Raw genomic sequence first — 21,760 nt, 5'->3', positions numbered from 1 at the left:
GCTCCGCAGATTGCCTGAGCCAAAGTGTGCTTTTCCAAAAGAACCCTTGACCAGATCATTATAGGGTAAAGTATGGCGAATAATGCGCCGAAAGGGCCCAAAAGCAATATCAATGCTCCTACAGGACCGCTCATTCCTGTGGTGTGGACGCTTATTTTCCATTTTGATGTTATAAGCATCACTATAAAAGTGTTGACTGCATAACAAAGAAGAAGCAGGGTCAGGAAGTGGTCGACATTCAGAAGCAGGGAAATGAAAAACCCGATCATATATGATACAACACCTACTATCAGGGGTGTGAATCTGTCCTGACGGTTTGAAATGTCCTTGTCGGTATTTAATTTTTTAGCCCAATACAATATGATTGCCATAGGCAGAATTGAAGCAAAAACAAGTGAAATCAGCTCGAGAACAATGAATTTGTTTAAATTGAACACCCCATTTTCCCAGGACAATACAATGCATATTATCAAAAAAAGAGGTATTGTGATAATGGGCGGATTTGTTATTGTTGATATTGTCTCGGCGATTTTTATTTTGTTCATGTTAATAGTTTATATCCTAATCAAATAAATATTTTTTAATTTTCAAATTAACTGTTGCCATTGCAATTGTTGTTAGTGCAACATTTATATACTAGTACAGTATAACTATAATAATGAAATCATTAATCGCATATTATTCAAGAACAAACATTACAAAAAAACTTGCAGAGGAAATTGCAGGAAAACTTAACGGAGATATCGAAGAGATTGTACCTAAAGTAAACTATCAGGGAAAGATAGGCTATGCCCGTGGCGGAAAGGATGCAATCACAGAAAAGATCATAGACATTGAGCCTTTAAAATACAATCCCCAAGACTATGATGTAGTTTATCTTGGAACACCTGTATGGGCAAGCAAGGCATCAACACCATTGATCTCATATATCAAAGAGAATGAAGGAAAGTTTTCAGATGTCAAGTTCTTCGTGACAGCCGGAGGATCAGGGCTTGATTCAACTTTAGAGCAGATGGAAAAATATGTATCAAAAAAGCCCCTTTCAACATTGGCCCTGACAACAAAGGAAGTCAAAAATAATCTATATGAAGACAGAATGGCTGAATTTTTGAAGTAGTGTTAAAATGAGCCTTGAAGAATTTAAAGAGTTGGACGCAGCAACTCTTCCTGTAGGCAAGCTGATTTCAATTATCGCAAGGGGCCACAACATATATCTGAACCACAACCTTAAGGATTTGGATATAAATGCAACCCAGCTACACCTTTTGTTTGAAATATCATGCCAAAGCAACATAAATCAGGAAAACATAGCCTCCAGATGCAACATCAACAAGGGGGCGGTTGCAAGGTCAATTAAAAAACTGGAAGAAAAGGAACTTATAGTAAGGGAAATTGACTCTGAAAACAGACGCCAGAACAAGGTTTCACTTACAGACAAAGGACAGGAAACACTCAATGAATCCATAAACATATTCAACAAATGGGAAATGGAGATTTTCAGCGAAAATGATTTGATAGAAAGGGAAACTCTTCAAAAAGTATTGAAGGAGATAGCTATCAAAACAATGGAATTAAACCAGGGTGACAACAGATGAGCGCAGAGAAAAGTAAGAATATTGAAATGATTACCGGAGACCCTAAAAAGGCAATAGTAAAGTTGGCTATTCCAATGATGATTTCAATGCTTCTAATCATGCTCTACAACCTTGCAGACAGTATTTGGGTTGCCGGACTTGGGGCTGATGCACTGGCGGCAATCGGATTTATCACACCGCTTTTTATGGTATTGGTAGGTTTAGGTAACGGAATAGGCGCAGGAGCAAACTCACTGATTGCAAGAAATATCGGGGCAAAAAACTACAGCCAGGCAAACAATGCGGGACTTCATGCCATTGTCCTTTCAATCATAGTATCAATAATATTCACAATACTGATTGAAGGATTTATGGTTCAGATACTGGAGTTTATGGGAGCCGGAAGCACAATCGGCTATGCATTGGATTACAGCTATATCATATTCGGATTTCTTTTCATATTCGTGTTTTCAGGTGTTGCCTCAGCAATATTCAGGTCTGAAGGAGACATGAGACGCGCTACAATTGCAATTGCGGTTACTGCAATCATGAACATCATACTAGATCCGATATTCATTTACGTTCTTGATTTGGGAATTTCTGGTGCTGCATGGGCTACAATAATATCCGCATCACTGTCCTGTATAGTAATGGGCTACTGGATATGGGTTAAAAAGGACTTATACCTTGATTTGTCCCCTAAAAATTTCAATTACTCAACACAGCTGATGCTTGATACCCTTCAGGTTGCAATACCTTCTACATTGGAAAACATTATATTTTCAGCTTTAGGAATAATAATAAATAACATGCTTGTTATTGCAGCAGGAACCACAGCAGTGGCAGTATATACTGCATCCATGAGGATTGTGCAGCTATCCATGATTCCTTTGATAGGTATCGGAACTGCCGTATTGACAGTTGCCGGAGTTGCATATGGAGCCCACAATCATGTAAACCTTAAAACAGCCCATATCTACTCAATCAAATTAGGATTTGCAATCTCAATAATATTGGGAGCCATAATGTTTGTATTCTCCCAACAGATAGCCACATTGTTTTCATATACACAGGCAAGTGCAGGCCTGTCTCCACAGATTGCAACTGCAATATCAGTTTTGAGCCTGTTTGTCTTGGCCATTCCACACGGAATGATGTCATCCATGATGTTTCAGGGTGTTGGAAAAGGAGTATATTCACTTCTGATTACTCTTCTCAGGTCACTGATTCTTGAAAGCGTATTTGCATATTTATTCTGCTTCATCTTTGGATGGGGATTAACCGGAATTTATGCGGGTGTCGTATTCGGCTGCTTTGTCGGAGGGACAATCGGTTTTCTTTGGGCGCACTTCTTTACATACAAATTCAAGCAGATTTCAATTAGGAAATATGCACCTAAAACAGATTAGAATAGTCCGTTTGGACTATTGCCTTATTTTTTTAAAAGCATTTTTATAAGATGTAGCCTAAACAATTAAACATGGAATTCATCTTGAACAACAGGAAATATTCAATATCAAATCATGAGCTGTATATCAATTACCTGATGGTTGACAACTACTTCCGACATCACTATTCTAAATATGATTATGATATTGAATTCGATTTCATAACTCCAATTTTAAACAAGCCAAAAGTTGAGTTTGAAGATATCCTTGAAGGTACAAAAGACCTTGAGGAGCTCATCGAAAAGGGCGAAATAAATTTCATAGCTCCAGGACTTAGAATAGATGAGATTTCAGGAAATAACTTCAGGATAACATATCAGGATTTGGAATTCAGCAATATTCATGTAGGTGAAGCCATACCTCTTCTGATTGCACTCAATACACTGCTCAACTACAAGCCTATTGTTCCTTTAACACAAATTGAAGAGGAATTGGATAATTTCATTGAAAAATTTCGCTCATATAATGAGGAATATAAGTAAATTATTATAAGTATTAAAAACAAATTATTAATTAATTACATATCGAGGTAACACTATGGCTGAAAAAACAATAGAATTAACAGAAGAACAACTTGAAAAGGTTGAAATCTTGGAAGCAAACGACATCAGTGTTGGTGAAGCTATTGACATGCTTTTTAAAATCAGAGAGGATTTTAAAGATAACGCTCCAACTGCTGAGGATATTGATAGTCTATCTAAATTACTCAATTCAGTTAACTCTACAGAAAAAGAGAAAATTCTCGAAAAAGAATATGAGGAAACAAAAACTTATGATGATCAAATCCAGAAAGTTAAGCGTAACATCAGCTGGTCTCATGACTTCTTTAAACTTTAAATCTTTTTTTCTTTTTTTATTAAAATCCTAAAAGGATTTTAATTCCTATCAAAATAAGTATAACTCCGCCGAGTATCTGGAACTTGTCTCCGAAATAGTCACCAAGCCTGCGGCCGATATATATTCCGGCAACACTGAATGCAAATGCAACTACACCAATTATTATAGACGGCATCAGAAATGGGTTATTCAACACCGCAAATGTTATTCCAACTGCAAATGCATCGATGCTTGTAGCTATTGCAAGCAATGTCACTTCCTTGAATGAAAATTTATCTGTAATCTCTTCTTCGCCGCCGAATAGGCTTTCACGAATCATATTAAGACCGATTGCCAAAAGCAGAACAAAACCGATTATTGATGCGAATGACTCGATAATGCTTGAAATGCGGCTTATGCAGAAATATCCCAAAACAGGCATCATGAACTGGAAAAATCCAAAGAATAGTCCATAATATAGAATTTGCTGTTTGGTTAAATTTTTTTGAGTAAATCCTTTGGTAAGGGATACGCTGAATGCATCCATTGCAAGCGCTACTGCAATTAAAAAAACAGAAATGATATTTAATGACATTATTTTAATATTGTAGTTTTAGTTATTTATAATTGTTATTGTTTCTATATTAACTGTTCACTTAGAAACATTTATATCCTTTATAATATATATCAATAATCAGGTGATATTATGGATGGGGAAAGTTATGAGGGAATATATGACTCATCACCGTTTATCGCATGGATCCACAATTTAAGCAAAAATCAGATGAAATATTTGAATTCAAAGATTCACGAACTTGATTTGGGTCATGAAATGCGGTTTATAATGATGATTTACGATAATCCAAACATATCTCAGGACAATCTTGTAAACATGTCAGGCCAGAGCAAGGCCAGCATAGCAAAATCACTTAAAAAACTTGAAGATCAGGGATACATCAAAAGAGAGGTCAATCCCGACAACAGAAGAAAATACATGCTTAAGACAACTCCAAAGGGAGATGAGATAGTACCGAAAATAAGAAAGATTTCAAAGGATTGGGAAAAGGAAGTTGGAATAACAGATGAAGATTACGAATTGAAGCAAAGAATTAAGCAAATCGCCATTAATGGCATGAAACTGGTTAGGTGAAAATATGAAATTTGATTCGGAAACATATGTTGTATTTGTAGCGTTCATAACGGCTTTCTTTGGAGTGTTTCTCTCTGCAGGAATAGTTTTGGGAGTTCCGTCAATTGCTGCGGAATTCGGGATGAATAATGTTGAACAAAACTGGATTACCACAATAGCCCTGCTTGCTGTTGCAGTGTTTACCCTGCCGGCAGGACAGATTTCAGGAAAGTACGGTGTCAAGAAATCACTGATTGTGGGAATGGCCATATTCCTTTTGGCGTCAGTTGGCGCATGTCTTTCAATTTCAAAGGAAATGTTTTTGATATTTAGAGCGCTTCAGGGAATAGGCATTGGCTTTTCAAACGTATCATCAATGGCAATGGTAGTGCAGGCTGTCAAACCGCAAAACAGGGGCAAATCATTGGGATTTACAGTTACAGGAGTGTATCTGGCAGGGTCCCTATCACCAGTATTCTGCGGATTTTTAGTGCATAATTTCGGTTGGAGGGCAATGTTTTACTTTGTATTCCCATTTTTGATTCTTTGTTTGGCATTGATGATTTTAAAGATACCTGGAGAATGGAAAAGCTATGAGGAAAACAAAATCGATGTATTGGGATACGTCCTATATGGCATCGGAATTTTGGCTTTCATTTACGGTTTTACAAATCTGATGAAAACAAATGGCGTAATATGCATCATCATAGGAACAATTCTATTGATTGCATTTGGAGTTTATGAACTTAAAATCACAAGTCCGGCATTCAACATGAACCTGTTTAAAAACATGAAGTTTACCTCATCAAACATCGCGGCATTGTGCAGCTATCTTGCGATTGCGGCAATTACAACAATACTCAACTATCATTTCCAGTATGTCAGGGGATGGAATGCCCAAATGTCAGGACTCATATTGATAGTTACACCTATCATCATGGCAATCATGGCTCCGAATGCTGGAAAGCTTTCAGACAGGATACATCCGCAGAAACTGGCTGCAATCGGAATGAGCATCGCTACGATGACCCTTGTAATATTGATATTTTTGGATGCAAATACCCCGCTATATCTGATTGTCATTGCAATGATACTGCAGGGCATTGGAATGGGAATGTTTACAACCCCAAATACGAATGCAATAATGAGCTCAGTTCCACCTAACGAGACCCCTAACGCTTCAGCGGCTCAATCTGCAATGAGAACTATAGGACAGACCATGAGTTTGGGGCTTTTGACACTTGTATTTGCATGGATTATGGGTAGCCTGAAGCTTTCATCAGAGTATTCAAACATGATAGTTCAGTCTTCTCAGTTGATTTGTATAATATGTACAATAATTTGTATAGTGGCTGTCTTTGCTTCTTTGGTAGGCATTAAATCTAAGGATTCATTTAATTTTTAAAAGAGGGATAAATATGAAATTGGAATTAGAAACATATGTAGTAATAGTATCATTCATTACTTCATTTTTTGCAGTATTTCTTTCAAATGGTATTATTATAGGAGTTCCTGCCATTGCACAGGATTTTGCAATGAACAATGTCATCCAAAATTGGGTGCCGACAATTCTGTTTTTAACAGTTGCGGTGTGTACAGTTCCGGCAGGACAGATTTCAGGAAAATTTGGCGTGAAAAAATCTTTATTGGCGGGAGTTTTGGTATTTCTAATCGGATCAATAGGTGCATGCTTATCTTTCTCAACAGAATCATTCCTATTGTTCAGGATTGTTCAGGGTGCAGGAATGGCATTCCTAAATGTATCTGCCATGGCAATGGTGGTTCATGCTGTCAAACCTCAAAACAGGGGAAAGGCACTTGGTTTTACAGTCACAGGCGTTTATCTTGCAACATCACTTTCTCCAGTAATATGCGGATTTTTGGTGCATAACCTGGGTTGGAGGTCTATATTTTACTTTGTAATTCCGTTCCTGGTACTGTGCATCATCTTATTGTCATTGAAAATAACAGATGAATGGAAAACATATGAAAAGGATAAGATTGATAAAATCGGATCAATAATTTATGGATTGGGCATTTTGGCGTTTATCTATGGTTTTACAACATTGACAACAACTTCCGGTTTGATTTTGACAATTCTCGGATTGATTTTGCTGGTAGTGTTCGGTGCATATGAATTAAGGCAGAAATCCCCTGTATTTAATGTTAATTTATTTAAAAACAAGAAATTCACATCATCAAACATTGCTGCCCTATGCAGCTACATTGCAATAATGGTAGTTACAACCCTATTGAATTATCATTTCCAATATGTCAGAGGATGGGATGCGCAGATGTCCGGACTGATATTGATTATTACTCCAATCATCATGGCGATAATGGCTCCGAATGCAGGTAAGCTTTCAGACAGGATTCATCCGCAAAAGCTTGCGGCTTTGGGAATGGGAATTGCCACAATTGCCCTTTTGATACTGACATTCCTAACAGGAGACACTCCCCTATACATGGTGGTAGTTGCAATGATTCTTCAGGGTATTGGAATGGGACTCTTCTCAAGCCCGAACATGAATGCAATCATGAGTTCAGTTCCGCCGAAAGACGCTCCAACAGCTTCAGCTTCACAGGCAACAATGAGAACAATAGGCCAAACCATGAGTTTGGGACTTTTGACACTTGTATTTGCCTGGATTATGGGCAGCTTAAAACTGGCTCCGGAATATGCAAGCATGATTGTACAGTCATCTCAAATTATCTGTGGAATATGTACAGCTGCATGTCTGATAGCAATATTTGCATCCTTGGTTGGAGTCAGGTCCAAGGATGAATTCAACACAAAAAGACCAAATTGATTAGTTTACTACTAATCAATTCTTATTTTTTTTAAACCCCATTACCGAATTCCTTCCAGAAATCTGTCTGGAAGACACTGTTTTTACTTAACTCGTCAAGCTTCAGGAATAGTTCCCAAGGCATGGACAGGCACATGTACTCATTAGGTATGAAGTGTTTCATGTGACGCCTTGCCGCAAAGTCAAGGGGACTCAATACAGGTGATGGAATCTCCTCTTCTTGTTGCTGAAATGTAAAGGAACCGATTGCCTGGCATGCTGAGGCCTGCGGTGTTATGACGCTTGCATTTTCACTTCTGAACGAACCGTTCAACTGTAAAACTGCTGAGAGTTCCATAGCATCTAATGTGAATATCACTGAATCAGGAATTTCACCTTCTGACAGCATCTCTATCGGTTTAAACACGACATATTCCTTATCATCATATATTGGCCTGTTTTTGATATGGGCCAAAGCTGTATCAAAGTCACAATAGATTCTTTCACCTTCCCTGAACATTTCAGCTACATTTTTCGGCCTATTTTCTAATTTCTTAAGGTATTCATCCTTATTTTTTGCTGAATCCTGGCCTAAAGATAGAAATGTTGCCTGAAATTCCATGTCTTCAGGGCTGTTGAATCCGTCTCCCCAACCCATTCCTGTAGCGATGCCTCCGCAGGTAATGTTTTCACGACCAAAAGCTGTTACTTTTCTTTTGGCAATTGTCTGTGAGACAAATGCCATTACACACCCTCCCCGGCCAGGTTTTGGCATGGTTGCATCAGCCGGTTTTTCATCAGTTTTGATAAGCACTATAGGATCAAATTCACCATTTAATTCTTTGACAATATTGAATTGCATTCTAAAAACCCCAATTTCATATGATTAATATTTAATTTTTTTGATAACTTATAAAAATATTTCTTAATTTTTTAATTATTAACCACCATTTTTATAAAATATCCTATAAGAAAACTATTTTATTGGCAGTGTTTTAAATGATTTTCAATGAAGTAAATTATTTAATTAATTAAATAGATATTAAAATTATATAATTAAATTTTAGGTAGATATTATGAATTTTGCATTAATTTTAGCCGGTGGTTTAGGAACTAGGATGGGAAGTACTCAAAAGCCAAAACAATTTTTAAATTTAGGAAATAAACCTATTTTAATTCATACTATCGAAAAATTTAGTATATTAAATGAGTTTGAAAAGATAATCGTATTAACTCCTAAAGAATGGATCAGTTATACTAAAGATTTATTAAGTGATTATAATTTCAATAATGTTGTTGTTATTGAAGGTGGAGAATTACGAATTAGCACTGTTAACAAAGGTATGGAATATATATTAGATAACTACGATGATGATGACCATATTGTTGTTACTCATGATGCTGTAAGGCCCTTTGTATCTCATAGGATTATTAAAGAAAATATTCAATGCGCTAAAGATTATGGAGCATGTGATACTGTAATTCATGCTACAGATACCATTGTTGAAAGCAAGAACAATGAAGATATTACTGATATTCCAGTTAGGGATTATATGTATCAAGGTCAAACTCCCCAATCATTTAGACTAGACAAATTAAAATTTTTCTATGATAATTTAGATGAAGATGAAAAAGCTTTATTAAGTGATGCATGTAAATTATTTGTTTTAAATAACGAAAGGGTGCATTTGGTTGAAGGGGATGTTTCAAACATTAAAATTACACATCCTTATGATTTAAAAGTCGCTAATTTTATTCTGGAGGAATATAATGATTAACACGATTTATAGATTGTCTTCTCCAAAATTTTTTGAAGAGTTTTTTGTAGAAGAAACTGATTTTAATAAGATAATCGTTAGACCGAAATTCCTGTCAATTTGTCAAGCTGACCAGAGATATTATAATGGAAATCGCCCTGCTGAGATTTTAAATCAAAAGTTGCCCATGGCCCTAATACATGAGGCTGTAGGGGAAGTTGTCTTTTCCCCCAATAATAATTTCAATGTTGGAGATAATGTGGTCATGATTCCAAACACTCCAATTGAACATGATGATGTGATTTTGGAAAATTATTTGCGCAGTTCTAAATTCAGATCCAGTGGTTTTGATGGATTCATGTCGGAACATGTTTTTATGGATGAGGATAGGTTGGTAAAACTTCCAGAGGATATTAATTTGGAGGTTGCATCATTTATTGAATTAATTTCCGTTGCGGTCCATGCAATCAATCGCTTCGATTCATTTTCCCATGAAAGAAAGGATGTAATCGGTGTTTGGGGTGATGGTAATTTAGGTTATATTGTATCTTTACTTTTAAAATTCATTTTTCCAGATTCTAAAGTCTATATTTTTGGCGTTAATGATGAACGCTTAGCATTATTTTCCTTCACTGATAAACGATTTAAAGTAAATGAAGTCCCCGATGATGTTAAAATTGACCATGCATTTGAATGTGTTGGTTCAAATAAATCATATGCTGCCATTAATCAAATTATCGATTTGATAAATCCTCAAGGTTCCATATCATTGTTAGGCGTATCTGAATATGAAATTCCAATAAATACACGCATGGTATTGGAAAAAGGATTGAATATTTTTGGAAGCAGCAGAAGTGGACGTGAGGATTTTCTAGACACTGTCAGGTTATTGTGTGAATTTCCGGATTTAAGTAATTATCTAGAAAATCTAATTACAAATAAAGTGGACATATCCTCAATTCAGGATATTGATAAATCGTTTAAATTGGATTATCATTCCAAGTTTGGAAAAACAGTGCTGAAATGGAATATTTAATTCGCTGTATTCGACCAAATACCATTAAAACATGGACAAACTGACTAAAGAGTGCATAATCTTCCGGCATAATATATTCGCGAAGAATGAATGTGGAAAGTGTTATATCAGTAAAAAAAATCATCTGAAACGACAACTTTTTCATTGTTTTCAGTCAATTCTTTTGATTAATAAATGAATATATTCATTAACTTGATTTAAATGCTTTTACAATTTATGAATAACTATTCCTATTTATAAAATTATTTTTGCTTAAATTTTCTCAATCAAATCAATAATTAGCTTGATTATAGTAACTTTTAATATCATTGATTAATATAATTATATATTAATATAATATTAGTATCAAGTTGAAGACTTTTAAGATTAAATTAATGATATATTGAATTTGTATCCATGATATTTAGAGATGATAATTAATGAATGAAATGCAGGAATCTTTATTTAAAATTTTAGTTGAATTCGATGATATTTGCAGCGAGCATGGAATTGAATATTTTTTAGCATTTGGAGCTGCCCTTGGGGCAGTCAGGAATCAGTGTTTCCTTCCATGGGATGATGATCTTGATGTACTTATTACTAGAGATAATTGGAACAAGTTGCTTGAATTAATCAATGAAAATCCTGAAATTTTACCTGAAAATAGTCGAATTGCTTGCAATGAAAATGATAAATTTTATAGAAATCCTCTCGCTCGTTATGTTGATTCTTCAACTACCTATATGGTCACATCACAGGCTATTGCAGCTAAATCATGCGGTAATCTAATCGATATATTTATTATAGATCCTCTTCCAAATGTTGAGGATGGTCAGAAGGAACATTTAAAACAGATGCAAGCTTTTTTAGAAGTTTTATCGCCCCATTTCTTTGTTTCAGAGGATTTTCCTATTGAGGATTATGAGGAACACCAGCAATTAGTTTTTAAGTATTTGGATGAAATTGAAAAACGGGGATTTGACGAAGTAATACAGGAGTTATATGAAAAATTATATTCATATCCTATGGAGAAAGCAGATTGGGTCCGTATACGATGGGGAATTGAGACCATTATACATAAATCTAGTTTTTATTCTAAACAGCGTTATGTGGAGTTGGAGGGACATAAATTTCCTACATCACATGAATTAGAGCGTTCATTTAGGATTGATTATGGGGATTCTTGGATGTATGTGCCTGAGGGTGATAATCAGATTGCTCATTATCCGTTCATTGTTGATCAAAATCATCCTTTTGAGGATTTTTCTAAGATATATCTTAAACATATTAACCCAGAAAAGATTATTAAGGCTTATGAGGGAAATAAAAGAAATAGTGTGGATTTATGGAAATATAAGAAATATCTTGATCTTGATAGGAATAAAATAAGAGGTTTGATTGATAAGAAAAATATTGAAAAGACGGTTGAATTAAACAATTATGATTTAAATCAATTATTGAAGGATAAGGAATTTGAATTGATTGATGATATTTTTAAGGATTATTATACTCATCAGTTTTATGCTGTTCCTAAAAGGTATTCCAGCTTGCATGATTTAGGTGATGACTTGTTTAAAGTCACTGTTGAGAGCAAAATCAGGCAGGGAACTTATTTCACAGGTAGAAAGGTTTTAGATATTATTGAGCATAATAGGCCTATGGGCAATGAATTGCTATATTTGAAGGATGTTTGTGAATATTGCAGGACATTGTCCGTTGCGATTTATGATGATTTTGATGTTGAAAAGGTGGAAGAGACCTTGAAGAAAACATTTGATGGTTTTGAAAATTTGATTGATACGTATAGGGCTAGATTATGGTTATTGGCTAAAAAATCGAATAATGATGATGATTATAGAAATTTAATTGCTGAAGCAAATAAAATGTTGTCCGAATATCCGGAAGATGGTGAAATTATGGCATACATTGCAGGAGCATACTATCTGTTAGGCGATCAGGAAAAATCTTTCGAAATGTATCGAAAAGCAGTAGACTGCAGTAGAAACGGATTTGTATGGCAATTTGCTAAAAAACATGCGGGTATTGATAGAATGAAGGAGGAGGAAATCTATGTTAACCAGAAGAAATATTCAGCTTGATTTGCTTCAAAAACTTGACGAGTTATGCAAAAAAGCCAATGTAAGGTATGTGTTGCATGGTCAGGGTGCTTTTTTAGCTTATAAAGGGGAATCAATTGATGATTATATGAGTTCATTGGATGTGCTGATGTGTCAGGGTGATGCTGAAAAGATTGTTGGTCTTTTGGATGATGATAGATATTACTTTGAGGATTTCAGGTCTAATCCTAAGTTTGATGAGCATTATATGATGTTTGGATATAAGCAGTCTCTCGATTTGAAGATTGTGGATATGAATTTCATGAAAACCAGGAATATTGACAATCATTGTATTCGTATTAATATCCATTTCATTGAACATTCTCCTGTAAAAACTAGCAAAATGATTGAATTTAAAGATCTATTCTGGAAATTCAGGTTTTTAAAGATTACAACTAAGGATTTATGGTACTTGAATTATTTGAAGAAATTTCTTAATTTCTACTATAAGGTCACTGGTGAGAATAGGGCTGTTGAGCAGAGATACAATTTAAAAAAGGAGCTCTATTCAATTGATACATGGGATGACATAAAGAATTATGATGAAGTTAAGATTGGGTCTAGAACCCTTAAATCAGGAATATTCAGTGATATTGTCCCTAAGGATATGGATGGTGTTTCTTCATTTATCTTTGATGATTTTGATTATTATGCGAAAAAGATTTATGGTGATAAATGGTTTGATAAAAGATGGAGCAATAATCAGGGTACCACCAGTAGCCTGATAAGTTGGGATGAACTTTCAATGGATGAGGACTTCCAGAGGTATATGGACAATTATCAGAGGAGTTTTGAATATGTATTTGCTCATGAGGTTACTCTCAATGAAAATAAGATTTTTAGATTCGTTAAGAAGTACACTTTTCCGCAAAGCAAAGAAATTTATGAGAATTTACTCACAATTAAAAATTTCAAATCCCATTTAACTCAAAGCAAAAAGATCGTATATAATAGGGACGACTACATTGAGCAGAAAGACGAGTTGTTAGGTCTCTATGATCAAGGAAACTATGATGAATTGGAAGTTAAAATGAAGCCTCTCATCAATTCAATGAGAAGTGGAATTAATTTGGGTTATACCTATTCAGTTGATGATGATATCGACCAACTTTTAGATAACTATTTAAGAGATACCGGGGATGAAATACTGGCAGATAGGATTATTGAACTAAAAGAAGACATATAGTAACTTTTAATATCATTGATTAATAAAATTATATTATTATATGCTATTGGATATCAGGTCGAAGACTTTTGAAAGATTAGATTAATGATATATTGAATTTGTATCCATAAGTTAACATTATTAGAAAAAATTATATTGAGATGAGAATTAATGAATGAAATGCAGGAATCTTTATTTAAAATTTTAGTTGAATTCGATGATATTTGCAGCGAGCATGGAATTGAATATTTTTTAGCGGGGGGAGCTGCTCTCGGGGCACTCAGGAATCAGCGTTTCCTTCCATGGGATGATGATCTTGATATAATTATGGTTAGAGATGAATGGAACAAGTTGCTTAAATTAATCAATGAAAATCCTGAAATTTTACCTGAAGATAGTCGAATTGCTTGCATTGAAAATGATAAATATTATAGAAATCCTATTGCTCGCTATGTTGATTCTTCAACTACACTGATGTTCATATCAGAGGCTATTGCAGCTAAATCATGCGGTAATCAAATTGAAATTTTCATTACAGACCCTCTTCCAAATGTTGAGGAGGGTCAGGAGGAACATATAAAACAGATGCAAGCTTTTTTAGAAGTTATATCACCCCATTACTTTGTCTCTCAGAATGTACCTATTGAGGATTATGAAGAACACCAACAATTAGTTTTTAAGTATTTGGATGAAATCGAAAAACGGGGATTTGATGAAGTAATACAGGAGTTATATGAAAAATTATATTCATGCCCTATGGAGAAAGCGGATTTGTTTCGCATACGATGGGGAATTCGAATATCTCTACATAAATCTAGTTATTACTCCAAACAACGTTATGTGGAGTTAGAAGGGCATAAATTTCCTACATCACATATATTAGAGCATGCATTAAGGTATAATTATGGTGATTCTTGGATGTATGTGCCTGAGGGTGATAATCAGGTTTCTCATAATCCGTTCATTTCAGATCAAAATCATCCTTTTGAGGATTTCTCAAAGATATATCTTAAACATATTGACCAGGAAAAGATTATTAAGGCTTATGAGGGAAATAAAAGGAATAGTGTGGATTTATGGAAATATAAAAAGTATCTTGATATTGATAGGAATAAAATCAGGGGTTTGATTGATAAGAAAAATATTGAGAAGACTGTTGAATTAAACGATTATGATTTAGATCAATTATTGAAGGATGAAGAATTTGAGTTGATTGATGATATTTTTAAGGATTATTATACTCATCAGTTTTATGCTGTTCCTAAAAGGTATTCCAGCCTGCATGATTTAGGTGATGATTTGTTTAAAGTCACTGTTGAGAGTAAAATCAGGCAGGGAACATATTTCACAGGTAGAAAAGTTTTAGATATTATTGAATATAATAGGCCTATGAGCGATGAATTGCAATATTTGAAGGATGTTTGTGAATATTGTAGGACATTGTCCGTTGCGATTTATGATGATTTTGATGTTGATAAAGTTGAAGAGACTTTGAAAAAGACATTTGATGGTTTTGAAAATTTGATTGATACATATAGGGCTAGATTATGGTTATTGGCTAAAAAATCGAATAATGATGATGATTATAGAAATTTAATTGCTGAAGCTAACAGAATGTTGTCCGAATATCCGGAGGATGGTGAAATTATGGCATGCATTGCAGGAGCATATTATCTGTTAGGTGATCAGGATAAATCTTGTGAAATGTATCGAAAAGCAGTAGACTGCAGCAGAAACGGATTTGTATGGCAATTTGCTAAAAAACATGCGGGTATTGATAAAATGAATGAGGAGGAAATCTATGTTAATAGTTTATCACAATGAATTTGAATCACATATATTCGCACAAAAGCATGCTGATTTAAGGATATGTGGGGGCAATCTATGTTAAGCAGAAGAGACATTCAGCTTGATTTACTTGGTAAGCTTGACGGGTTATGCAAAAAAGCTGACGTTAAGTATGTGTTGCATGGTCAGGGCGCTTTTTTAGCTTATAAAGGGGAATCAATTGAGGATTATATGAGTTCATTGGATGTGCTGATGTGTCAGAGTGATGCGGAAAAGATTGTTAGCCTTTTGGATGATGACAGGTATTATTTTGAGGATTTCAGGTCCAACCCCAAGTTCGATGAACATTATATGATGTTTGGATATAAGCAGTCCCTTGATTTGAAGATTGTGGATATGAATTTCATGAAAACCAGGAATATTGACAATCATTGTATTCGTATTAATATCCATTTCATTGAGCATCCTCCTGTAAAAACCAGCAAAATGATTGAATTTAAAGATCTGTTCTGGAAATTCAGATTTTTAAAGATTACAACTAAGGATTTGTGGTACTTGAATTATTTGAAGAAATTTCTTAATTTCTACTATAAGGTCACTGGTGAGAATAGGGCTGTTGAGCAGAGATACAATTTAAAAAAGGAGCTCTATTCGATTGATACCTGGGATGACATAAAGAATTATAGTGAAGTTAAGATTGGGTCTAAAACCCTTAAAGCAGGAATATTCAATGATATTGTCCCTAAGGATATGGATGGTGTTCCTTCATTTATCTTCAATGATTTTGATTATTATGCAAAAAAGATTTATGGCGATAAATGGCTTGAAAAAAGATGGAGCAATAATCAGGGAACTACCAGTAGCCTGATAAGTTGGGATGAACTTTCAATGGATGAGGACTTCCAGAGATATATGGACAATTATCAGAGGAGTTTTGAATATGTATTTGCTCATGAGGTTACTCTCAATGAAAATAATATTTTTAGATTCGTTAAGAAGTACACATTTCCGCAAAGCAAAGAAATTTATGAGAATTTACTCACAATTAAAAATTTCAAATCCCATTTGACTCAAAGTAAAAAGATCGTATATAATAGAGATGACTACATTGAGCAGAAAGATGAGCTGTTAGGTCTCTATGATCAGGGAAACTTTGATGAATTGGAAGTTAGAATGAAACCTCTTATCAATTCAATGAAAAGTGGAATTAATTTGGGTTATACCTATTCAGTTGATGATGATATCGACCAACTTTTAGACAACTATTTAAGGGATACCGGGGATGCAATACTCGCTGATAAGATTATTGAACTAAGAGAAGACATATAATAATTAAATATTTCATATATATGAAATGTTTAATTATATTATTCAAATTTAATATTTAATTATTTTGCCATTTTGAATATTAATTCCAGATATTCTTAACGAGATTTCAAGAAAAAGTTTATAATTTGTTTAAGTGAATGTTTTTATTTGAAACATATATGTAGCAATCTAAATACCACAATTTTTAAAACCTGTACTTTACGAAAAATAATAAAAATTAAATTTTTTATAAAATTTTATAAAATTTATTAATTTTTTTATCGTATGCGCTTTGATTTTAATTTTAATAGTAAATTTATCTATATTTAATGATATATTTATTAATGAATTCTTTAATTAAATAAATAAATGTTATGAATGGTTAAAATTTAATAAATCTATCGTAAAATCGTTATTTTTACTAAAATTTCTGTTAGTGTAATATTACAATAGTCGGAAAAGTATTTCCGTATATTATATGTATATAGGTATTATACGGAAATATGTATTTATAGTAAAAATAGATAAAATAGTTATAATTCTATTAATATATATTTACAGATAATAGTATTAATATAATTAGCATATATTAACATATTATATGTATATACAGAAATATATATTACATATATTTTCCTTATATACAGAAAGTAGTATTAATATATATTATACCCCTAATGCTCAAGTAATATTTAAAAAATAAAGTAAATTAATAGCTTGATATATATCAAGCTAATAAAATATGTACTTTTCTTTAATTTTCGTTGTTTTTTAATAAAATTTATAAAATTTAATAAATTTTAGATTATATTCTAGGTCTTCTTCTTACTATCTGCAATGCAATTAATGCTATGATTGCAAGAATAACAACTCCCACCTTGAATCCCATATAACTTAATAAATTAAAATCGCCGCTGCCGCCAAAGAAGGTGTCATTGTGAACCTCTTCAAATTTAACTGTACAGAATTTAATGTTTTTAGGGGCAATAGGCAGATCTGTACCATTGATTGTAGTATTATTGAAAGTTACAGGGTCTGAAAGACCTCCAGTAGACATTCCATGCATTGACCCGTCATCATTTGAGAGGTAAATGTCTGTGATATTGCCTTCAAATGTGTCGTTGGTATTATTGTAGTAGTGGAAAGTTGTAATGTCCCTTCTAGTAAGTCCGAATGCGTCTGATGCGGCTAATTCAGTTACTGCAGACACTTTATCTGAAGTGTTTAAGGATATCTCTCCTGATCTGAAAAATTGATATCTGTTTGGTATGGAAACATATTCTCCAGGGTTTAAATGACCAACTTGATGTGTTGTAGCAGTTGCCAAACCATAATTACCATTAGGAGCTTTAATAAGGAGATGTCCTAAACCGTAAGAAGCTTTTATTTCCTGAATCTTGGTTAACTCCTTTTCTGAAATGGTATTGTTTTTATTAATCATACCAGCAGTGATGTTTTCGATTCTCTCATTGTCTATACCATCATCAATTCCACCATATCCGATTGTCCAGCCATCATCTGTAACAATAGCCTGACAGAAGTATCCTCCATCTTCTTTATACTGTTTAACGGCTTTATGTCCATGCCAATCGGTATAATTTTCAATATAGATATGTGCAGGGAAGCTTGCATCCCTTCTAAAAGCAAACATACTGTTATTGCCTTCCAACTGCAACATGACAGAACAACAGCCAACCATTTCTGACTCATCAGTATTTTCAAGAATTGCCTTCAATTCATTTACATCGTACTGGTAATCGGAAGCACACACACCCAATATCGAAACCAGTATTATCGTAACACTTAATAATAAAATAATCTTTTTTAAAGCCATAAAATAAATCCTACGTTTTGAATAATAAAAAATTTATACTATATATTATATTCTACAATATACTATTTAAAATATTCTAAAAATTGAAATAAAAAGTAGAAATTTAATAATTAGATATTAAACTTCATATTATTAGCTTTTAATTTTTGCTTCATTTGTTCTCTATCAACATGAATATATTTATCGGTTGTTTGACTGTTTGAGTGACCTGCAATGGTTTGAACCTCAGCAACGGTCAAAATTTCCGCATAATGGCTTAATGCAGTGTGCCTGAGGATATGGACACTGACATTTTTCCCATAATTGACAGGACAGTCAATGCCTTCATTTTCTATTCGCTCATCACTTAAATGAGCGTATTTTTTCACGATATCCTGAACACCACGTTTGCCTATTCTATTTCCTTTAATGTTGGTAAACAGTTCTTCACGATCAACCTCTTGTAAAGCCTTATTTCTTTGAATAACCGGCCGGTAAACATCATTTGTATTTTTCCTGAGTTTTGTGATTCTATCATAAATCATATCATTCAAGCTTAGCAGCGTATCGTAGGTAATGAAAGTTGTACGGTCCTTCAGTTCCCCTTTTGTTGTTTCTGCACGTAGGAAAACTTCAATAAACTCATTGGTGTCTTCAGGCAGTGTGTAAAATCCTTTTTCATCAATTTCAACCTGGATATCTGCTTTATTTAATAACACCAATTCCTTAAGCCTCATTCCAGAATCAATGAAAGTTCTGCAAATTGCATAATCTCTCTTATTGCCGCTTTGTTGGATTGTATCTAGAAAGAATGCACTTTGTGGCCTAGTTAGGCTAATCTTTTCGATTCTCTTTTTGGCAGTTTCAGGATCTTCAGCCTTTACTTCAATGATATCCTTCATTTTAATTGTTTCGTGCTGTATTTCTTCCTGAACATCTTCTGAGTTGATGAATTCCAAAATGTTCATCATATATGTTTTAACGGTTGTCCTTTTATTGCCGCGTTGTTTTAAACAGTGCCTACGGTAATGCCTTAATTGTTTTTTAACATTGTCACTGTTTAATTCATCTATTCCCTCATCTTCAAGATATTCAATGAATTTGGATATATTGAACGTTTGTTTTCTTATTGTTTCTTGAGTTAAGTTTTTAACCTCTTGCTTTTCTTCCAAGTATTCATCTAGGTAGTCCGTTAGCTCATCAACCTCTATCATAAGCATTTTGCCCCCTAAATTTCTATACTCAAACCCTCAATATTATATTATTTTTTTAAGTATATAAAGACTTCGTATCTTTTCATTTTTACTGTATATTATTACATAAAATATACGTTTTCTTTATATATAAAATTTGGATAATTTGTAGTTTTCCCCAGAAGTGTTGAAAGTATAGTAAGACACCTACATCAAGCGGTTGAAATATGGTGATTTCTCTTGATTTTTATTTCGTAATAACAATTAAGTGAAATTTATTAATAAAAATTTATTTCGAGAAGTAATTTTAAACTTGGATCTTGACAATTTTTCACATATGGAGCAAGTATAGTATTGAAAAATTTCTATCAAATTTTTAACTGGCTACATCTTGTAGTCATTTCAAAAAAAAAAATGAATTATATTTTATAGTATATAATTTTAAAAATTCTGTAACTAATGTTGAATCAGAAATTTTATTAATTAACTGTCGACAATTTGTCGACAAATGAATACATATATAGTTATCTATTCTAAAAATATGAATATTAAATTTGAAAATTATAATACATTCTACATGATAGCTAGTTTTTGATTGCAAGTTCAAAGGCAATAGGCAAAATATTGAAATGACACTTCAGCATTTTGAACTAAGAAAGATTCAACCCACATTATATGTATGGGAACTTAAAAACAATAAAGTAAACAGTAATTTAGAAATGTTTAAATAGTGATATATACAAATTATCATTTGAAAGATTGGAAGGTAAAAGCCTATTGGAGGTTTAGCCTACAAGTCCTTGTCGCCGCAGGTGACGACTTTCCATAATTAATTATGGTCAATTAGGTGGCTGTAGGTTCTTCATTCTTCGAATACTTTTTTTATTGTTTTATCTTCAATTAAATCAATGAAATCGCTATTATTTCTTTCTACACTTTGAAAAATAGACCAAGCCACTATATCTGCTATTTGCAAACCTTTGTAATTAATAGAATTTGCATGTTTTACATTGACTGGATAATTTTTAATGTTATTTAAATTAGATACGAATTTCTTATTGAAATTAATTATCTCATATTCTTTGTTTTTACATTTATCAATGATGATGGATGTTGAATCATTAATTGTGATTTCTTTAGCTAATTCAGATGCCAGCGTGTCATATAATATATTGTAATTTTGGTTTTGGTGTATTCTGTAGATATATCGCTTGTCTAAAATAATGCCTACTACTTTAGAACTTGTTTTATCAAGTTTCTTCAACATCTTTTTTATTATGTAATCATCTGTAGAATATCCTTTTATTTCTGAAATATTGCCTAACTGTTTTTGATATTTTCTTCTTGTTTTATTAATTATTTTTTCCAGATCAATCGGGTTATTAGTAATGACAGCTCCAAAAACAAAATAATTTGTTTGCTTTGCCAGTTCTCCAGATTCATCTATGTAAATATAATCCATGCTACCTACTCTTCATCTATTAAAGTATGATGTCTTAAGAAATATTATTTTAATCAAAATTGTCCGGTAAATAGTAGGAATGTATCTGATTGAATGTTAAAAATATCAATTTTCGATTCCAACATATCAAGACCCATGAAGTTTACTGTTTTTGAATAGATATTATGGAAAACTCACTCAAAACCATTAGTAAACAAAAGATTTCATAGGAAAACACATCATTAGACACTTTCACAGATACGTAGAACACATAGATGATGAAAATATAGAAAAAACATCCAATAAAGTCGAAAATTACTACAGACAAACCAATCCCGAAATAATAAAGAAATTATACAAAACTAAAAATGGAATTCTGACATTTTTAGACTTCCAAATGCAAAATT

General features: G+C 33.2%; 20 protein-coding genes and 1 pseudogene. 15 read left to right on the top strand and 6 right to left on the bottom strand.

Features of this window, described 5'->3' with window-relative positions; genetic code table 11:
• Nucleotides 1–545 (bottom strand): PAP2 family protein (locus IJI93_RS09370; RefSeq protein ID WP_292822413.1); only part of this gene is annotated, 545 nt, incomplete at its 3' end.
• A gap of 113 nt (nucleotides 546–658) precedes the next feature.
• Here IJI93_RS09370 and IJI93_RS09365 point away from each other — a divergent pair.
• The 5 genes from IJI93_RS09365 to IJI93_RS09345 all read left to right on the top strand — a co-directional run bounded on the left by IJI93_RS09365 (nucleotide 659) and on the right by IJI93_RS09345 (nucleotide 3,859).
• Entirely contained in the window at nucleotides 659–1,117 is a 459-nt protein-coding gene (locus IJI93_RS09365) for a flavodoxin (RefSeq protein WP_292822412.1), read from the top strand.
• Nucleotides 1,118–1,124: 7 nt separating this feature from the next.
• On the top strand, nucleotides 1,125–1,595 hold the full coding sequence (locus IJI93_RS09360) for a MarR family winged helix-turn-helix transcriptional regulator (protein WP_292822411.1): 471 nt from the start codon (nucleotides 1,125–1,127) through the stop codon (nucleotides 1,593–1,595).
• Complete coding sequence (locus tag IJI93_RS09355; RefSeq protein ID WP_292822409.1) at nucleotides 1,592–2,983, top strand: MATE family efflux transporter; 1,392 nt, start codon at nucleotides 1,592–1,594, stop codon at nucleotides 2,981–2,983. The genes IJI93_RS09360 and IJI93_RS09355 overlap by 4 nt, the downstream gene beginning before the upstream one ends.
• A 71-nt stretch (nucleotides 2,984–3,054) precedes the next feature.
• Nucleotides 3,055–3,504: a hypothetical protein gene (locus IJI93_RS09350; RefSeq protein ID WP_292822408.1), complete on the top strand. Its 450-nt coding sequence runs from the start codon at nucleotides 3,055–3,057 to the stop codon at nucleotides 3,502–3,504.
• 55 nt (nucleotides 3,505–3,559) lie between these two features.
• Nucleotides 3,560–3,859 (top strand): hypothetical protein, encoded by a 300-nt coding sequence (locus tag IJI93_RS09345; RefSeq protein ID WP_292822406.1) that lies wholly within the window; start codon nucleotides 3,560–3,562, stop codon nucleotides 3,857–3,859.
• A 19-nt stretch (nucleotides 3,860–3,878) separates the two neighbouring features.
• Here IJI93_RS09345 and IJI93_RS09340 read toward each other — a convergent pair whose 3' ends face one another.
• A complete protein-coding gene (locus IJI93_RS09340) occupies nucleotides 3,879–4,433 on the bottom strand; it encodes a manganese efflux pump MntP family protein (RefSeq protein WP_292822404.1) in 555 nt (184 codons plus the stop codon).
• A gap of 111 nt (nucleotides 4,434–4,544) precedes the next feature.
• Here IJI93_RS09340 and IJI93_RS09335 point away from each other — a divergent pair, with 111 nt between their 5' ends.
• The 3 genes from IJI93_RS09335 to IJI93_RS09325 are packed head-to-tail and all read left to right on the top strand — an operon-like array spanning nucleotide 4,545 to nucleotide 7,777.
• Nucleotides 4,545–4,988, top strand: coding sequence for a MarR family winged helix-turn-helix transcriptional regulator (locus IJI93_RS09335; RefSeq protein ID WP_292822403.1), 444 nt, complete (start codon nucleotides 4,545–4,547; stop codon nucleotides 4,986–4,988).
• Nucleotides 4,989–4,992: 4 nt separating this feature from the next.
• Nucleotides 4,993–6,372: an MFS transporter gene (locus tag IJI93_RS09330; RefSeq protein ID WP_292822401.1), complete on the top strand. Its 1,380-nt coding sequence runs from the start codon at nucleotides 4,993–4,995 to the stop codon at nucleotides 6,370–6,372.
• A gap of 13 nt (nucleotides 6,373–6,385) precedes the next feature.
• Nucleotides 6,386–7,777, top strand: a complete 1,392-nt coding sequence (locus IJI93_RS09325) for an MFS transporter (protein WP_292822399.1) — start codon at nucleotides 6,386–6,388, stop codon at nucleotides 7,775–7,777.
• Nucleotides 7,778–7,808: 31 nt separating this feature from the next.
• On the opposite strand, the gene IJI93_RS09320 is transcribed toward IJI93_RS09325, so the two are convergent.
• Nucleotides 7,809–8,618, bottom strand: coding sequence for a DUF169 domain-containing protein (locus IJI93_RS09320; RefSeq protein ID WP_292822397.1), 810 nt, complete (start codon nucleotides 8,616–8,618; stop codon nucleotides 7,809–7,811).
• 214 nt (nucleotides 8,619–8,832) lie between these two features.
• On the opposite strand from IJI93_RS09320, the gene IJI93_RS09315 reads away from it, so the two are divergent.
• The 6 genes from IJI93_RS09315 (at nucleotide 8,833) to IJI93_RS09290 (ending at nucleotide 16,927) form a co-directional block, all read left to right on the top strand.
• Complete coding sequence (locus tag IJI93_RS09315; protein ID WP_292822395.1) at nucleotides 8,833–9,534, top strand: 2-C-methyl-D-erythritol 4-phosphate cytidylyltransferase; 702 nt, start codon at nucleotides 8,833–8,835, stop codon at nucleotides 9,532–9,534.
• Nucleotides 9,527–10,549 (top strand): alcohol dehydrogenase catalytic domain-containing protein, encoded by a 1,023-nt coding sequence (locus IJI93_RS09310; protein WP_292822393.1) that lies wholly within the window; start codon nucleotides 9,527–9,529, stop codon nucleotides 10,547–10,549. The genes IJI93_RS09315 and IJI93_RS09310 overlap by 8 nt, the downstream gene beginning before the upstream one ends.
• Before the next feature lie 419 nt (nucleotides 10,550–10,968).
• Nucleotides 10,969–12,627, top strand: coding sequence for a phosphorylcholine transferase LicD (locus IJI93_RS09305; RefSeq protein ID WP_292822391.1), 1,659 nt, complete (start codon nucleotides 10,969–10,971; stop codon nucleotides 12,625–12,627).
• A complete protein-coding gene (locus IJI93_RS09300; protein ID WP_292822389.1) occupies nucleotides 12,599–13,831 on the top strand; it encodes a hypothetical protein in 1,233 nt (410 codons plus the stop codon). Before IJI93_RS09305 ends, IJI93_RS09300 begins: the two co-directional genes overlap by 29 nt.
• A gap of 150 nt (nucleotides 13,832–13,981) precedes the next feature.
• On the top strand, nucleotides 13,982–15,634 hold the full coding sequence (locus IJI93_RS09295) for a LicD family protein (RefSeq protein ID WP_292822387.1): 1,653 nt from the start codon (nucleotides 13,982–13,984) through the stop codon (nucleotides 15,632–15,634).
• A gap of 60 nt (nucleotides 15,635–15,694) precedes the next feature.
• Complete coding sequence (locus tag IJI93_RS09290; protein WP_292822385.1) at nucleotides 15,695–16,927, top strand: hypothetical protein; 1,233 nt, start codon at nucleotides 15,695–15,697, stop codon at nucleotides 16,925–16,927.
• Between the two features lie 784 nt (nucleotides 16,928–17,711).
• Here the strand turns inward: IJI93_RS09290 and IJI93_RS09285 are convergent.
• The 3 genes from IJI93_RS09285 to IJI93_RS09275 all read right to left on the bottom strand — a co-directional run bounded on the left by IJI93_RS09285 (nucleotide 17,712) and on the right by IJI93_RS09275 (nucleotide 21,374).
• On the bottom strand, nucleotides 17,712–18,740 hold the full coding sequence (locus IJI93_RS09285) for a hypothetical protein (protein WP_292822383.1): 1,029 nt from the start codon (nucleotides 18,738–18,740) through the stop codon (nucleotides 17,712–17,714).
• A 110-nt stretch (nucleotides 18,741–18,850) separates the two neighbouring features.
• The gene (locus IJI93_RS09280) at nucleotides 18,851–19,933 is read right to left on the bottom strand and encodes a tyrosine-type recombinase/integrase (protein ID WP_366513296.1); all 1,083 of its coding nucleotides are present in this window, start codon (nucleotides 19,931–19,933) and stop codon (nucleotides 18,851–18,853) included.
• A gap of 841 nt (nucleotides 19,934–20,774) precedes the next feature.
• The gene (locus tag IJI93_RS09275; RefSeq protein WP_292822379.1) at nucleotides 20,775–21,374 is read right to left on the bottom strand and encodes a DUF3800 domain-containing protein; all 600 of its coding nucleotides are present in this window, start codon (nucleotides 21,372–21,374) and stop codon (nucleotides 20,775–20,777) included.
• A gap of 196 nt (nucleotides 21,375–21,570) precedes the next feature.
• On the opposite strand from IJI93_RS09275, the pseudogene IJI93_RS09270 reads away from it, so the two are divergent.
• Nucleotides 21,571–21,760, top strand: a pseudogene (locus IJI93_RS09270) (hypothetical protein); the annotation flags it as partial.

The organism is Methanobrevibacter sp., from assembly GCF_017431965.1.
Classification (GTDB): domain Archaea; phylum Methanobacteriota; class Methanobacteria; order Methanobacteriales; family Methanobacteriaceae; genus Methanocatella.
This window is presented reverse-complemented; position numbering and strand designations above follow the sequence as displayed.